Origin of the sequence: Paenibacillus sp. FSL H3-0302, assembly GCF_037982245.1 — a bacterium.
Classification (GTDB): Bacteria; Bacillota; Bacilli; order Paenibacillales; family Paenibacillaceae; genus Paenibacillus_AQ; species Paenibacillus_AQ odorifer.
In genome coordinates this window covers 156863-171453 of record NZ_CP150284.1, presented here as the reverse complement: position 1 = coordinate 171453, position 14591 = coordinate 156863, and the positions used below count along the sequence as shown (strand labels likewise).

The window sequence follows — 14591 nt, the reverse complement described above, 5'->3', positions numbered from 1 at the left end:
AAACGGGTTTGGCTCTTCCATGTAAGGATATCATAACGATTACCTAGTCACCAATGCCTGTTTCGAGAAATTAAAATAATGATCAGCGTTATTGTAACAGATGTTCTCAATCATACTGCCCAGTAACTCCATATCATCCGGGGCTTCTCCAGCTTCTACCCAAGAGCCTACTAGATCACACAAGATTCTTCTAAAGTACTCATGTCTGGTATACGATAAAAAGCTTCTGGAGTCTGTTAACATCCCAACAAATTGGCTAAGTACGCCTAGATTAGCAAGTGTCTTCATCTGTTCCAGCATGCCGTCTTTATTATCGTTGTACCACCATGCGGTTCCGAATTGAATCTTCCCTGGAATACCGCCGCCCTGGAAGCTACCCATTAGACTGGCAATAACATGATTATCATTAGGGTTCAATGAGTACAAAATGGTCTTAGGCAACGCATTCTCACGATCCAGCGCATCGAGCAGACCCGCCAAAGGCTTAGCAATCACGCCGTCATTGATAGAATCATAACCCGTGTCAGGTCCGAGACGTCCGAACATTACGCTGTTGTTATTCCGTAGCGCATGAATATGGAATTGCATCGCCCAATCCAGCTCGTTATACAATTTGCCGAGGAATACTAGCGTGAATCCTTTATATTTCTTTTCTTCACTCTCACTTACAGTGCCTTCATAAAGTGCTTTAGCGAATATAGCTGTAGCTTCCTCCAAGGTAGTAGGCTCAAACATTACCGCATCCAAAGCATGGTCAGATACACGGCCGGCTCTGGCGTGGAAGAATCTCACTCTGCTCTCCAATGCTGCAAGAAACTGTCCGTAATTCTTAACAGCCATTCCCGAAACTTCGCTTAGCTGAGCTACCCAAGGCTGGAAGGTAGGACGGTTGATTTCAAGCGCTTTATCTGGCCGGAATCCCGGCACAACGCTAGCATTGAATCCACTCAGATTACTGATTTTCTCATGATATTCCAGATTATCTACAGGATCATCGGTAGTACAAACCGTAGTCACCTTCGATTTAATGATCAAATCTCTTGCTCCGTATCCTTCACCCTGTAACTGTCTATTCACTTCATCCCAAATTTTTGGTGCGTTAGCTTCATTCAGCAACTCATATACACCGAAGAAACGTTGCAGCTCCAGATGCGTCCAATGGTATAGCGGATTCCCGATAATCATCGGAACCGTTCTAGCCCAAGCTAAAAATTTATCATAATCACTGGCATCGCCAGTAATGAATTTCTCTTCTATACCGTTAGCGCGCATCACTCTCCATTTATAATGGTCGCCATACAGCCAAGCTTCCGTGATATTGTTGAACGTTTTGTTCTCATAAATTTCTTTTGGACTGAGGTGGCAATGATAATCGATAATGGGCATGTCTTTCGCATGATGATGAAACAGCTTAATTGCGGTCTCGCTCGACAATAGGAAGTTCTCATCCATGAATTTTTTACTCATGAGGTTTGCTGCTCTCCTTTAAGTTCGAATGGGAGTTACACAAGGTTTAACGTGAACATTTATTCAATCGGTCGATTTCTCAATAAATATTTTAAACTTAAAATTATTGATTATAATAGGGTTTGTATAAATTGTTCACGTTAACATTATATCTTCATTGTAAACGTATTTTTAAAATGCGCAAGTCTTTTTATAAAGACATTGTTACAGATATTTTAACTTCCGAGCGGTAATAAATAAACAACATATTTAATATCTGGACACGGCCCCGCCAATATTGAAAAAAGCAGGCAACCCTTTAGAAAAAGGATAACCTGCTTATATGTCATCGACTACGATTTCTCGCAAAATTAACTATCCAGTGTTTCGCTCCAGTCATGCACCATCGTGCCCTCTAGGTACTTCTCAGCATCCATTGCTGCCATACAGCCAGATCCCGCTGCGGAAATTGCCTGACGATAACGGGTATCCTGCACGTCGCCACAAGCGAATACGCCCGGGATGTTCGTTTCTGTCGTTCCAGGGTTGACCACAATGTAGCCGTTGGTATCGGTCGTAATTTGCCCCCCTAAAAATCCGGTGTTCGGCGTGTGCCCGATCGCGACAAACACTCCGTCCGCTTCGATGAGTTCATCAATTCCCGTCTCATTGTTGCGAACCGTCAGCCCCTTAACGCCAGACTCGTCGGTTGTAACCTCAAGCGGTGTACGGTTAAGAGCCCACGATACCTTACTGTTATCCCGTGCGCGAGCCTGCATAATCTTCGAAGCTCTAAGCTCATCACGACGGTGAACCAATGTTACATTGGAAGCGAATCGGGTTAAAAAGCTGGCTTCTTCCATCGCAGAATCTCCACCACCGACGACAATAATCTTTTTGCCACGGAAAAAGAATCCGTCACAAGTAGCACAAGTGCTGACCCCACGGCCCACATTCTCCTGCTCCCCGGGGATTCCTAAATATCTGGCAGATGCACCGGTTGAGATGATCACTGACTCCGCCTCTAATACTCCCAATCCATCTACAGTCACTTTAAATGGACGCTGTGAAAAATCAACTGAATCCACCCAACCATTCTTAAATTCAGCCCCAAAACGTTCAGCCTGCTTGCGCATGTTGTCCATTAAATCCGGGCCTAGAATTCCTTCAGGAAAGCCTGGGAAGTTCTCGACTTCTGTTGTCGTTGTCAGTTGTCCACCTGGTTGCATACCTTCAATCACAAGTGGGTTTAGGTTGGCACGTGCCAAATAAATTGCAGCAGTAAGCCCGGCTGGGCCTGTTCCGATTACAATCGTTTTGTACATAACAGTGGCCTCCTCACAATAGGGTTTATTTAGAAGAAACAGGCCCTTTTTTGGCAAGCATAGCCGCCTTCGGTGCCCCTATAAGGAACATTAGCGTTACGCAAGACATATAAAAAGGGCTCCGTTTCTACGAAATACTACATGATCGATTTAGATATTCTCGGTAAATGGCGGAAGGCTGTCGCTCACACTTCCCTCGAAACTACATTCCTCATCTATGCGCCGAGCATAACGACTGACCATAGAAACGGAAACATTGTAACGCTGGGCTACTTCACGGTAGGTGACCGGCAGGTTATGCGTTTTAGCAATTAGATATTCTAAGGCAGCACACCAGCCATTCGCATGACGGATAAACGGAACATCCGGATAAAGGCTGCTCAGAAATTGCTTCCACAGTAATTCAGCATCTTTTTTGTGGATTGCATCATATCTTCGATCCATCATACTAAGGGTCTGGTCGATAACTTTCTGCCAATCCTCTCTCCATTCCGGCAGTCCCTTCAGACGCGGGGAAGAGGTTTCTTTGACTTCCTGAAGCACATTCTCTTCAGGAACACTTCCAATCAGCCGCTGCAGACTAAGAAGTGCCGCTTCTTGCAGCTTTTCTTCCTGCAAGGGCTGCTGCTTTAGAAGTCCTTGCAGAATTTCGGACATCTCTTCATCTTCGATCCACCGCAGAGCTTCTGTAACCTGAAGCTTCGTATTGGCATCCCCGTAGCGGAGCGCCCAGAAGAAGGAAGAGCGAAGCAGCGGATTGTTCCGCACCTCTTCGGTAAAGCTGCCCTTGTTGTCCTTCCACAGCTTCAGCTGCTCCTGAAAAGGAAGCTGATAGTTGTAGCTGACCAGCGACAGCGTTTTACCTTCCCCCTGCGCCTGCTGCAGCTGAGCCAGAAAAAATCTCGGCACAGCCGATTCCGGATCGAGCTTAGCCGCCTTCTGCCAGCAGCGTTGGGCTTCTGTATACAGGCCACTATTGCTGGCAGCTGCCGCACAGTAATGATAGAGACTGGCGTCGCCACCGACCTCTTCATCCTTCAACAGACGTCTAAAATGGCCATAGGCGGTTCTATGGCGTCCCAGAATCCCCATGGTGGTGGCCATTTTGAACAGATGCTCCTGATGAAACGGAATGGTGGTCTCCAGAAGGCGTAACAATCCATCCAGTTGCCCGCGGTCACCTTCATACTGAAGGAAGATCGCTAAGTTACAGAGTGCATGCAAATTCCCGGAGTCCTGCTCCAGCACCCGCATAATACATTCCTTAGCTTTGGTAAAACGACCCATGTAAAAATACGCTAGGGCTAGGTTGTTATGTGCCGCCAGGAAGTCAGGCGTATTGCTCACAATCTCTTCAAGCAAAGTGACGGCTTGTGTAAACTTGCCCTCCTCCAACAGTGCTCGGGCTCGCTCATGCTCTATTACACCTTCCCGGCTTCTAATCCGGATAAGTGGAGCAGGACGGTCCAGCTCATATTGCAGCAGCTCCATCAATTCTTCCGATTCGGCCAGAAATTCACCGTTCACATCTTCTTCGAGATAAGTGACGAGTGAGCGTTCTGCCTCCTCATAGCTTTCCATATTGGCGAAGTTGTTAGCCATATAGAAATAACATTCCGTCATTGCCGGATCAATATTCTCCAGTACATGGGTTAAAATGTCGTTGGACGCTTCATAATTGCCCATTTCTGATAATACGCCAGCCACGTTGCAATGATTGACCGGATTCTCCGGCTCGTACTCTACAGCTTTGCGAAAATTCTTTAATGCCTTATCATATTGAAAGCGATCCAAGGACCGAACGGCTCTTTCAAAGAAAAAATTGGCATTCAGAGTTACAGGAATCACATTATCATTCCCCAGTTCATACTCTGAAGTTCTCTCAATCATGGAAGCAAGGCACCTCCCTTATAAGAAGCTTCCTTATACTAACGAAAAATAGGAGGGCGGCGCCCTATGGGGTATGCCGGAGCTCCATCCTTAATCGCTATTCCGTTCCCTTATTGGGCGCGGGTATCTCCACACAGTATACCACATGTGACAGCGAGAATCTCAAGTTGAGAAAGACTCTACCACTCTGCTTACAACATCTTTTTTGACAAAAAATAAAAAAGACGGGGAATTAAATTCCCGCGTCTCTAAATAGCTTATCGATTGAACCACCCTCAAGGATGATGTGCGTAGCCTGGGCAAGCATCGGTGCAACAGATAATACTGTAAACCGACTTGAATGGTCATCAGGCAGTGCAATAGAATCTGTCGTAACCACTTCCTGAATAGAAGGATGGTCAAGCCGCTGTAGCGCGGGCCCTGAGAATAATCCGTGTGTCGCGCAGACAATACTGTCCTTCGCACCTCTCTCCTTCAGGCCTTCTACCACATTCACAATGGTCGTCCCAGTATCGATCAGATCCTCAATAATGATAGGTGTCCGTCCCTCGACATCACCAATGACATGAGTGATTACCGATTCATTATGGGCTGGGCGCTTCTTGATCATAATGGCAAAAGGTGAATCCAGCTTATTCGCCAGCTTCTCAGCCATAGACGCACGCCCTGCATCCGGGGAAACAATGACCAGATCAGACATTGCCTTGGCTTTCAAATGGCTGCTGATCAAATCGAGTGCAGTCAGATGATCGACCGGAATGTTGAAAAAGCCTTGAATCGCCGCTGCGTGCAAATCGATGGTGATTACGCGGGTTGCTCCAGCGGTCGTCAGCACATCAGCCACCATCTTAGCCGAGATCGGCTCACGGGGTGCGGACTTCCGCTCCTGCCGAGCATATCCATAATACGGCACAATAATGTTCACTGTACGAGCTGAAGCCCGTTTGGCAGCATCTATCATCACCAGCAGCTCCACGAACATCTCATTAATGGGATGCGAAAGGGATTGCACCAAAAATACGTCGCAGTTCCGGATGCTTTCTTCGTAATGCACGTAAATCTCGCCGCTCATGAAGCGGGTCAGCTTTATCTGCCCCAATTCAACACCAAGTCGCTCCGCAATATCAGCCGCTAACTTTGGATTCGACGAACCGGAAAAAATACGTAATTGTTGATGATGCATAATACCCTCCTGCGGATTATAAATTATTATAGTTTGAACTGAACAGTGGTACGGCGGCGTCCCTCAAATACAGCCAGCTCACGAAAACCAGTGTGCCAAAGCATACTACGCGCCTCTTGCAGCCCGTCCCCCAGCTTGGCAGGATCATGTGCATCGGAGCCTAATGTCAGCGGTATGCCGAGCTTTAGGGCCTCCTGTAGCAGATGCTCGGCCGGGAACATCTCAGCGCAAGGCTTCGTAAGTCCGGATGCATTCAGCTCCATGGCGATTCCGCTATCCGCTATAACCTTTAAGGTCTCTAGCTCCAGCGCCCTTACCTCAGCCGTGCCCTCCGGTGTTTGTGGGCCATAACCGAACCGTTTAATAACATCCATATGTCCTATAATATCATATAATCCCGATAACGCCGACTTCTTTACCGCATCGTAATAAAGACGATATACCTCTAGCGCATCTTTGCCTTCCCAACCATGAACCTGGCGGTGATCCGTAATATCCCACTCCCCAAGAAAATGTACAGAACCTATAAGATAATCCCATGGATACGGCGACAAAATCTCGCGAATTTGCTCTTCATAGCCTTCGATATAATCGGCTTCCAGCCCCACCCGCAGATCTATGACTCCACGGTAACGCTCCTTTAAGGTTAGACATTCCTCCACATAACGAGGCAGCTCAGCCATTGGCATAGCCATTTCTGGATAATAGCTGGCGGGATCTACGTGGATGAGCGGCAAGTGGTCGGATAATCCCAGCTGCTGAAGTCCAAGCTCTATCCCGCGCTGTACATACTCCTCAAGCTTACCCACGGCATGGCCACAGCGTTCATGATGCGTGTGGTAATCAATATGCATCACTCAGTCCTCCCTTAGTACTGATCCCGGCGTGGGCGTTCGTGACGGGTACTCAACTCTTCCATAATCTCATCCAGTGGAAGCTTGCGCTCTTGCAGCAATACCAACAGATGATAGATCAGATCACTGACCTCAAGACGCAGCTCGGCGTTATCTTTATTTTTGGCGGCAATTATGGTCTCGGAAGCTTCCTCGCCTACCTTTTTGAGGATCTTATCCACGCCTTTATCAAACAGATAAGTGGTATACGCGCCTTCCGGGCGTTCCAGTTCCCGCTCAGCAATCACACGCTCCAGTTCACCAAGAACAGCAAAACGCTCACCATCTGTCAAACTAGACACTGGTTTCGAAGCATCTGTTATTGGGTTATTCAAAGGAATCTCACGGAAAAAGCATGACGTAGCTCCAGTATGGCAAGCTGGTCCTTCAGGCACAACCTTCACGAGTAGTGTGTCGCTATCACAATCATAGGATATGGAGGTAATAGCTTGTGTGTTGCCTGAGGTTCCGCCTTTATGCCAAAGTTCGCTGCGCGAGCGGCTCCAAAACCAAGTCTGGCCACTCTCCAGTGAGAGCTGTAACGATTCGGAGTTCATATAAGCAACCATCAGTACCTCTAAACTGCTAGCATCCTGAACAACGGCAGGCACCAGACCCGCTTCATTCCAGCGAATGCCTGCCAGAGCTTCTTTTTGGCTTAATGTGGTATTGTTTTGTGTTTCGCTCATCGGATTTCTACCCCTTTTTGCTTCAAATCTGCCTTTAAATCATTAATTGCAATCTCTTTATAGTGAAAAATGGTCGCCGCAAGTCCCGCATCGGCTTTCCCTTCCGTAAATACATCGTAAAAATGCTCCTTCTTCCCAGCGCCGCCAGAAGCAATCACAGGAATACTGAGCAAATCGCATACTGCCGAGGTTAGCTTCAGGTCGAAGCCGTCTTTTGTGCCATCTGCATCCATGCTAGTGAGCAAAATCTCACCTGCGCCCAGCTTCTCAGCTTCTTTAGCCCAAGCCAGAGCACGGATGCCGGTGGGCTTACGCCCGCCATGAGTGTACACTTCCCATTCACCAAAAGCCTCATTATATTTAGCATCTATCGCTACTACAATACACTGGGAGCCAAATCGGCGAGCACCGTCCAAAATTAACTGAGGATTAGTGATGGCTGCCGTATTAATGCCGATTTTGTCTGCGCCTGCACGAAGAATTCTTTTCATATCATCAGTTGTAGAGATCCCTCCACCCACTGTAAAAGGAATGGCAATCTCACCAGCGGTCTGCCGCACAACCTCGATCATCGTTGCTCTACCTTCTACGGAAGCCGATATATCGAGAAACACAAGCTCGTCTGCGCCCTCGCGGTCATACAGCGCCGCTAGCTCTACCGGATCTCCAGCATCACGCAGATTCACAAAGTTAACGCCTTTGACTACCCGTCCATCCTTAACGTCAAGACAGGGGATGATACGTTTTGCTAACATTATGAAATCCCCCTTTCTTTAAAAAGCGTTTCAAGCACCTAAAGTGTGTCCGTCCCCCTAAAGCCCTCTTAGCCCAGGGGGAGCCCAAGGGCCCCTGCCCTTTGGAAACCTCGATTGAAGGCATGGCGGATCATAGCCCATCCGGCTGAACCATAGCCCACACGGCTGAACATGTGCTATGATCGCTAACCCCTTCGTAGCCGCTTCCTTGACCCATAACACCTTCATGTTCCGCGGATTTGGCCCTTATGTGGTCGGAAGGGCTCACGCCACCTGCAAGCCCACGAGTATTTAGATGCACAACGTGCAGTTATTTTATCAGCCTTTTTGCAAGCTACTCTTTTAACTGCATTTCGTACAACTAAATCTGGGGATGAGCTTATAAATCAACTCATCTCTGAGTTATAGCTGCACGAAATACAACTAAATTAGCTAATCAGCTCTAAATGTGAAAAATAGCTGTATAAAGTACACTTAAATCATCATCCGAGGAAAAATACCCTTCCCGCCGCCTCATTACGCCTATTGTAGCAGATTGTATAGCGGGTTTTAGCTAGCGGGTAACCTCCATCTTCACAGGTATTAAAATTTCACCGGATCCCTCCCTGAAACAGCGCCCAAGTCGTTATGCCATTCGTAATGAGATGAGATTTTTGCAAAGTGAAAACACATTAGCTAGTTGGGTTTGTTGCTTTATTGGCCAGCTGGTTTGTTTTAGCTCTTTTGTTGGTTTGTTGCTTTGTTATTAAGCCCTTTTGCTGGTTTGCTGGTTTAACTTTTGCTAGTTTGCTTCTCTGGGCGTTCATTTAATTATCATTAGTTACTCATTTACTGTTACGTCTATTTCTTTAACCCACTGCTCATTTACTAGTTCATCTATTGTCTTTTTGTTCATTCGCTCGTTTATTAATTAGTTTGGTGATTTAGTAATTTTTGTTCAATACGTTACTGTTAAGTCTATTTCTTTAACCGTTGGTTCTGTCTGTTTCATTGATCCACTATTCCTTGGCTAGCTCACGTCGTCTTTTTGTTCATCCGCTCATCAATTAGCGCGTTCGCCCAACGCTATTTCTGCCCGAGCGCTCGCAAAGCTCCAGAAAGATCAATATTGCCCGTGTATAACGCCTTGCCAACAATAGCTCCACCTACACCACTGCCGCTGTGCACGTTCAGACGCAACAGATCATCAAGACTGGTGACTCCGCCGGACGCGATCACAGTTTTACCGCTGGCCTGCGCCATGGACAGGATACCGTCCACGTTCGGTCCCTGCATCATCCCGTCGCGGGAGATGTCGGTGTAAATGAATGTCTCGGCTCCTTTTGCCGCCAATTCCTTGGCAAGAGCTTCAGCACGTACTTCAGAGGTGTTCAGCCAGCCGTGTGTCGCAACATAACCGTTACGTGCATCAATGCCGATCGCGACTTTATCGCCGTATTTTGCCAATACCTCTTCGGTAAAAGCATGATCATTAATCGCAGCAGTACCGATAATGACGCGGCTAACGCCAAGTCCGAGCAATTTCTCTACGTCCGCAAGATTGCGAAGACCACCGCCCACCTGCACAGGAACGTTAGCATTAGCAGCAATAGCACCGATAATCGCATCGTTCACAGGATGACCCGCTTTCGCACCATCTAAGTCCACCAAATGAATGAACTTTCCACCTTGCTCTTCCCATGATTTTGCCACCTTTAGTGGACTATCATTGTATATCGTTTCCTGATTGTAATCCCCCTGCTGCAGCCTGACGCATTTTCCATCCCGAATATCAATCGCCGGATATACAATAAAAGAAGACATTTGGCGCTCCCCACTTTCGTTCCGTTATATTTATAGCGTGGCTTACGCCCGCTCTCTCTTAATCTTCAAAAAATTACCCAACAGCTTGATTCCCAGCTCTCCGCTTTTTTCCGGATGGAACTGCATACCGAACACATTATCTTGCCCGACAATAGCCGTGACTGGGTAACCATAATCCGTGACAGCCAGCAGATCACTCTCTTTTGCTACAAGCGCGTGATAAGAGTGGACAAAATACACATGCCCCTCCTCAAGGCCAACAAAAAGCGGATTCTCCGGCTGTCTAAAGCTGAGCTTGTTCCACCCCATATGCGGCACCTTATAGCCATCTCTAGGAGCGAACCGCACCACTGAACCCGAGAGAATATCTAGCCCCTCATGGCTGCCATGCTCTTCACCGGTGCTAAACAACAGCTGCATGCCAAGACAGATCCCAAGCAGAGGCTGCTCTCCAGCGGCTACCTGTCTGACGACAAGATCCAAACCATTCTCCCGCAAATGCCCCATCGCATCGCCAAATGCACCGACACCTGGCAGAATGACACTATCAGCAGCGAGAATTTGCTCGGCATCACCCGTCACTACACACTCATAACCGAGACGTTCTACCGCCTTACTCACACTGTGCAGGTTGCCCATGCCATAATCGACGATTGCAACAGTCATCCTACAGCACTCCCTTCGTAGAAGGCACACCCTTCACACGGGGATCAATCAAAGTTGCCTCATCCAGCGCCCGTCCAAGCGCTTTGAATACAGCCTCAATCATGTGGTGTGTGTTAGAACCGTAGTGTACGATAACATGTAACGTAATCCGTGCTTCGAGCGCGAACTTCCACAGGAACTCCTGAACAAGCTCCGTCGAAAAGCTGCCCACCTGCTGTGAAGGATAGGTTGCACGATATTCAAAGTGCGGGCGATTGCTGATATCGATCACAACCTGCGCCAACGCCTCATCCATCGGTACAAAAACACTCGCATAACGTTTGATTCCTTTTTTATCACCCAGTGCTTCGTGCAGTGCCTGCCCTAGGCAGATCCCAATGTCTTCAACCGTGTGGTGGTCATCAATCTCGATGTCTCCACGCGCCTGTACAGACAGGTCAAATTGTCCGTGCTTCGTGAACAGATCCAACATATGATTCAGAAAAGGAACATCCGTCTCCAGCTCTGAAACTCCACTTCCATCTACGTTAAGAGACAACTTTATATCCGTCTCATTTGTTTTACGGCTTAATCCAGCTTGGCGCAGGGCCTGTTCGTTATTGTTCTCCATATCCGTCTCCACCTTTTCCTTCGTTCTTGAGTCGAATCTCAATGGCTCGTGCGTGGCCTTCTAAGCCTTCGCGACGTGCCAGCTCTATAATGGTCTTCCCATCACGCAAGAGTGCTTCCTTACTGTAATAGATCAGACTTGATTTTTTAATAAAATCATCCACATCCACTGGTGACGAGAAACGTGCGGTCCCATTGGTTGGGATAATATGATTTGGCCCGGCAAAATAATCACCCACGGGCTCGGAGCTATACGCTCCCAGGAAGATGGCTCCAGCATTCTCAATGCTGCCTACGAGGCCCATAGGATCTTCGACAACAATCTCCAGATGCTCTGGTGCCAGTCTATTCACTACGGAGATCCCTTCCTCCATAGATTCCACAACAATGATCGCGCCGTAATTCTCTACCGAAGAACGGGCGATCGCCTGACGCGGCAGCTCTTGCAGCTGACGCTCCACTTCGGCCGCCACGTTATCCGCCAGGCTCTGCAATGGCGTGACCAGAATCGCCGAGGCCATCTCGTCATGCTCGGCCTGCGAGAGCAGATCCGCTGCGACATAAGCCGGCTCAGCGGTCTCATCTGCCAGCACGACAATTTCGCTTGGACCCGCGATACTGTCGATATCCACGGCGCCATATACCTCGCGTTTAGCCAGCGCAACGTATATGTTGCCAGGCCCACATATTTTATCTACCGGCGCTATGCTCTCCGTACCAAAAGCCAAAGCAGCTACCGCCTGTGCTCCGCCCACACGGTAGATTTCATTCACACCTGCTTCTGCGGCAGCAACCAGGATATAAGGGTCAATCCCTTCCTTGCCGCCGGTGGATGGCGGAGTCACCATGACGATCTCCGGCACACCCGCGATCTGTGCTGGGATCACGTTCATCAGCACCGAAGAGGGATAAGCTGCTTTGCCACCAGGTACATATACCCCTACCCGCTTCAGCGGACGAATAATCTGCCCCAGAATCGTGCCATCCGGCTGCAAATCCATCCATGAATTCCGTTTCTGTCTGGCATGGAACGCCCGGATATTGGCTGCAGCTGCTTGAATAGCAGATACGAAAGATTGCTCTACTCGGCCATATGCTGCCTGAAGCTCTTCCGGCGTTACCCGCAATTGATTCGGCGTAAGTGCAACCCGGTCAAATTGCTCCGTATAGCGAAGAAGCGCTGTGTCTCCTTCTTTTTTAATGGCGGCCACAATTTCCTTTACCGCCTGATTTTGCTCTGGCGTACCATACTCCACTTCCCGCTCTAGCTTAAAGTCCTTGCTCGACACAACCTTCATCGCTGGTTCCTCCCTTTACCCCTAACATCTGTTGCCGCCTACCGCAAATTAGGTTGCCCTATAACTGCCTGTAGTCGGTCACACAGTTGCTGTATCTCTTCATTTTTCATCCGATAGCTCACACGATTTGCCACCAGGCGGCTTGTAATTTCGAATATACTCTTCATTTCGATTAATCCGTTGTCCCGCAGCGTTTGCCCGGTCTCTACCATATCCACAATACGATCGGCCAGACCAATCAGTGGTGCAAGCTCGATGGATCCATTTAGCTTCACTACCTCGACCTGTTGCCCCTGCTCCCTAAAATACCTTGAAGCTACATTCGGATATTTCGTCGCTACACGCTGCTGAATTCCCGGCTGCCAGTTCGGCAATCCGATGATCGACATCCGGCAGCGGGCAATGCCAAGATCAAGCAGCTCGTATACATCACGATCTTCCTCCAGCAAAACATCCTTGCCCACGATCCCAATATCCGCCACGCCATATTCTACATATGTAGGTACATCTACTGGTTTCGCCAATATAAACTCCATCCCTGCCTCAGGCAGCGGAATAACAAGCTTGCGTGATGCCTCACCGTCCGGTGGAATCGGAAGACCTGCCTGGCGGAACAGCTCAGCAGCCTTTTCGTAAATCCGGCCTTTTGGCATAGCCACCTTCAATATCTGTGCCATTGTTAAGTTGCCTCCTTTTCCATCTCCATGCAAAATTTATGTTAATCGCTTTTTGTACTAGCGATATCCTCAGCCATGCTCACTTACAAAAGATACGAATGTATAGATCTCACCGTACCGTACACCCTCTGCTTCAACCGTGTCCGTATCCAAACGCTTCACCGTTTCAAGCTCTTCTGGACCTGCAGCAAGTCTAGTAACGACTGCATGACCCTCTGACCGCAGGCGTGTTGCCTCTTCTAAGCCTTCTCTTCTGCGAATCGCATCATATTGGATCAAAATAGGCAGCTCTTCCTCTTCGACCACTCCAGTTACACCATCCAGGATGCGATTCGTTTTTAAGGAAAATCCTGTGGATGGGATCGGACGCCCAAACTGTTGCAGCAGATTGTCGTATCTACCACCACTGCATACCGGAAATCCTAACTCCGCTGCATAACCTTCAAAAGTCATGCCTGTATAATAGGAAAAGTCCCCGATCATCGTCAGATCAATCAGTACATGCTGTGATACGCCGTAAGAGACCAGCACCTCCCACACCTTGCACAAATGATCAATCGAATGACGCGCGAGCGGATGATTGCTCAGCTCTAGCGCCTGTCCACAAATCTCCTTGCCTCCGCGCAGACGCAGCAGCCCATCCAGTTCGTTCTTCTGCGCTTCTGTAAGATCCAGCCGCTGTAAAGTCTCCCGGAAAGAAACATAGTCACGGCCCAGCAAATGACTTTTCAGCTCCTCTTGAGCCTCGGGCAGTTCAGGAAGTACCTCTTGAAATAACCCATTCAGAAAGCCTACATGCCCCATAGCGATCTTAAAAGACTTCACACCCGCGGCTTGCAGCGAAGAAATAGCAAGCGCCACTACCTCCGCATCGGCCTCAGGTGAATCATCACCTACCAGCTCTACACCTGTCTGGAAGAACTCCGCTTCCCGCCCCGCTTCTTCCTCAATGGCACGGAATACATTCGCGTGATATGACAGACGCAATGGCAGTGGCTCATCCTTCAATAGAGAGGCAACAACACGGGCAACCGGGGCAGTCATTTCTGATCGAAGCACCAAAGCCTGACCACGATTGTTAAGTAATTTATAGAGCTTCTGGTCCGACGTAGAGCTAGCCACGCCAACTGTATCGTAATATTCCAACGTTGGAGTCATCATTTGCTGATATCCCCAGCGACTCATGCAATGCAGTACATCATTCTCAATTTTGCGCAATTTCGTTACGGCCCGGGGCAGATAGTCCCGAACGCCAGACGGCTTCTCAAATCCCTTTGGTTTGGACATCTTCATTGTTCACCTCGTCAGTTATCATTAGATACTGTTTATGTTTACTTTACTATGGTAAAGTGGTAGC

14 protein-coding genes are annotated in these 14591 nt (G+C 48.3%); all 14 read right to left on the bottom strand.

Going from position 1 to position 14591, the window contains the following annotated elements; all coding sequences use genetic code 11:
* Positions 1–39: 39 nt before the first annotated feature.
* Positions 40–1467, bottom strand: coding sequence for a glucuronate isomerase (gene uxaC, locus MHH50_RS00840; protein ID WP_076192647.1), 1428 nt, complete (start codon positions 1465–1467; stop codon positions 40–42).
* A 350-nt stretch (positions 1468–1817) separates the two neighbouring features.
* Positions 1818–2771 (bottom strand): thioredoxin-disulfide reductase, encoded by a 954-nt coding sequence (trxB, locus tag MHH50_RS00835; protein WP_036687084.1) that lies wholly within the window; start codon positions 2769–2771, stop codon positions 1818–1820.
* A 150-nt stretch (positions 2772–2921) separates the two neighbouring features.
* Positions 2922–4661 (bottom strand): tetratricopeptide repeat protein, encoded by a 1740-nt coding sequence (locus tag MHH50_RS00830; protein WP_076282607.1) that lies wholly within the window; start codon positions 4659–4661, stop codon positions 2922–2924.
* Between the two features lie 232 nt (positions 4662–4893).
* The gene (locus MHH50_RS00825; protein WP_036687083.1) at positions 4894–5844 is read right to left on the bottom strand and encodes a ribose-phosphate pyrophosphokinase; all 951 of its coding nucleotides are present in this window, start codon (positions 5842–5844) and stop codon (positions 4894–4896) included.
* A gap of 26 nt (positions 5845–5870) precedes the next feature.
* Positions 5871–6698 (bottom strand): histidinol-phosphatase HisJ, encoded by an 828-nt coding sequence (gene hisJ / locus MHH50_RS00820; RefSeq protein WP_076282606.1) that lies wholly within the window; start codon positions 6696–6698, stop codon positions 5871–5873.
* Positions 6699–6712: 14 nt separating this feature from the next.
* A complete protein-coding gene (gene hisIE, locus MHH50_RS00815) occupies positions 6713–7426 on the bottom strand; it encodes a bifunctional phosphoribosyl-AMP cyclohydrolase/phosphoribosyl-ATP diphosphatase HisIE (protein ID WP_076280347.1) in 714 nt (237 codons plus the stop codon).
* Entirely contained in the window at positions 7423–8181 is a 759-nt protein-coding gene (gene hisF / locus MHH50_RS00810; protein ID WP_036687077.1) for an imidazole glycerol phosphate synthase subunit HisF, read from the bottom strand. Before hisF ends, hisIE begins: the two co-directional genes overlap by 4 nt.
* Positions 8182–8311: 130 nt before the next feature.
* Positions 8312–8482, bottom strand: a complete 171-nt coding sequence (locus MHH50_RS00805; protein WP_340033848.1) for a hypothetical protein — start codon at positions 8480–8482, stop codon at positions 8312–8314.
* A gap of 764 nt (positions 8483–9246) precedes the next feature.
* Complete coding sequence (hisA, locus tag MHH50_RS00800) at positions 9247–9984, bottom strand: 1-(5-phosphoribosyl)-5-[(5-phosphoribosylamino)methylideneamino]imidazole-4-carboxamide isomerase (RefSeq protein WP_076126839.1); 738 nt, start codon at positions 9982–9984, stop codon at positions 9247–9249.
* Between the two features lie 42 nt (positions 9985–10026).
* Positions 10027–10650 carry an imidazole glycerol phosphate synthase subunit HisH gene (gene hisH / locus MHH50_RS00795; protein WP_340033846.1) on the bottom strand — a complete coding sequence of 208 codons (624 nt, stop codon included), beginning with the start codon at positions 10648–10650 and terminating at the stop codon, positions 10027–10029.
* Position 10651: 1 nt separating this feature from the next.
* Positions 10652–11260 (bottom strand): imidazoleglycerol-phosphate dehydratase HisB, encoded by a 609-nt coding sequence (gene hisB, locus MHH50_RS00790; protein ID WP_036687073.1) that lies wholly within the window; start codon positions 11258–11260, stop codon positions 10652–10654.
* Positions 11247–12557, bottom strand: coding sequence for a histidinol dehydrogenase (gene hisD, locus MHH50_RS00785; protein ID WP_340033845.1), 1311 nt, complete (start codon positions 12555–12557; stop codon positions 11247–11249). Before hisD ends, hisB begins: the two co-directional genes overlap by 14 nt.
* Before the next feature lie 38 nt (positions 12558–12595).
* The gene (gene hisG / locus MHH50_RS00780) at positions 12596–13234 is read right to left on the bottom strand and encodes an ATP phosphoribosyltransferase (protein WP_036687062.1); all 639 of its coding nucleotides are present in this window, start codon (positions 13232–13234) and stop codon (positions 12596–12598) included.
* A gap of 69 nt (positions 13235–13303) precedes the next feature.
* On the bottom strand, positions 13304–14521 hold the full coding sequence (locus tag MHH50_RS00775; protein ID WP_076280349.1) for an ATP phosphoribosyltransferase regulatory subunit: 1218 nt from the start codon (positions 14519–14521) through the stop codon (positions 13304–13306).
* Positions 14522–14591: the final 70 nt, after the last annotated feature.

Excerpts from the sequence above, each read along its gene's own strand:
- uxaC (WP_076192647.1), bottom strand. The coding sequence starts at position 1,467 with ATGAGTAAAAAATTCATGGATGAGAACTTCCTATTGTCGAGCGAGACC.
- trxB (WP_036687084.1), bottom strand. The coding sequence starts at position 2,771 with ATGTACAAAACGATTGTAATCGGAACAGGCCCAGCCGGGCTTACTGCT.
- MHH50_RS00830 (WP_076282607.1), bottom strand. The coding sequence starts at position 4,661 with ATGATTGAGAGAACTTCAGAGTATGAACTGGGGAATGATAATGTGATT.
- MHH50_RS00825 (WP_036687083.1), bottom strand. The coding sequence starts at position 5,844 with ATGCATCATCAACAATTACGTATTTTTTCCGGTTCGTCGAATCCAAAG.
- hisJ (WP_076282606.1), bottom strand. The coding sequence starts at position 6,698 with ATGCATATTGATTACCACACGCATCATGAACGCTGTGGCCATGCCGTG.
- hisIE (WP_076280347.1), bottom strand. The coding sequence starts at position 7,426 with ATGAGCGAAACACAAAACAATACCACATTAAGCCAAAAAGAAGCTCTG.
- hisF (WP_036687077.1), bottom strand. The coding sequence starts at position 8,181 with ATGTTAGCAAAACGTATCATCCCCTGTCTTGACGTTAAGGATGGACGG.
- hisA (WP_076126839.1), bottom strand. The coding sequence starts at position 9,984 with ATGTCTTCTTTTATTGTATATCCGGCGATTGATATTCGGGATGGAAAA.
- hisH (WP_340033846.1), bottom strand. The coding sequence starts at position 10,650 with ATGACTGTTGCAATCGTCGATTATGGCATGGGCAACCTGCACAGTGTG.
- hisB (WP_036687073.1), bottom strand. The coding sequence starts at position 11,260 with ATGGAGAACAATAACGAACAGGCCCTGCGCCAAGCTGGATTAAGCCGT.
- hisD (WP_340033845.1), bottom strand. The coding sequence starts at position 12,557 with ATGAAGGTTGTGTCGAGCAAGGACTTTAAGCTAGAGCGGGAAGTGGAG.
- hisG (WP_036687062.1), bottom strand. The coding sequence starts at position 13,234 with ATGGCACAGATATTGAAGGTGGCTATGCCAAAAGGCCGGATTTACGAA.
- MHH50_RS00775 (WP_076280349.1), bottom strand. The coding sequence starts at position 14,521 with ATGTCCAAACCAAAGGGATTTGAGAAGCCGTCTGGCGTTCGGGACTAT.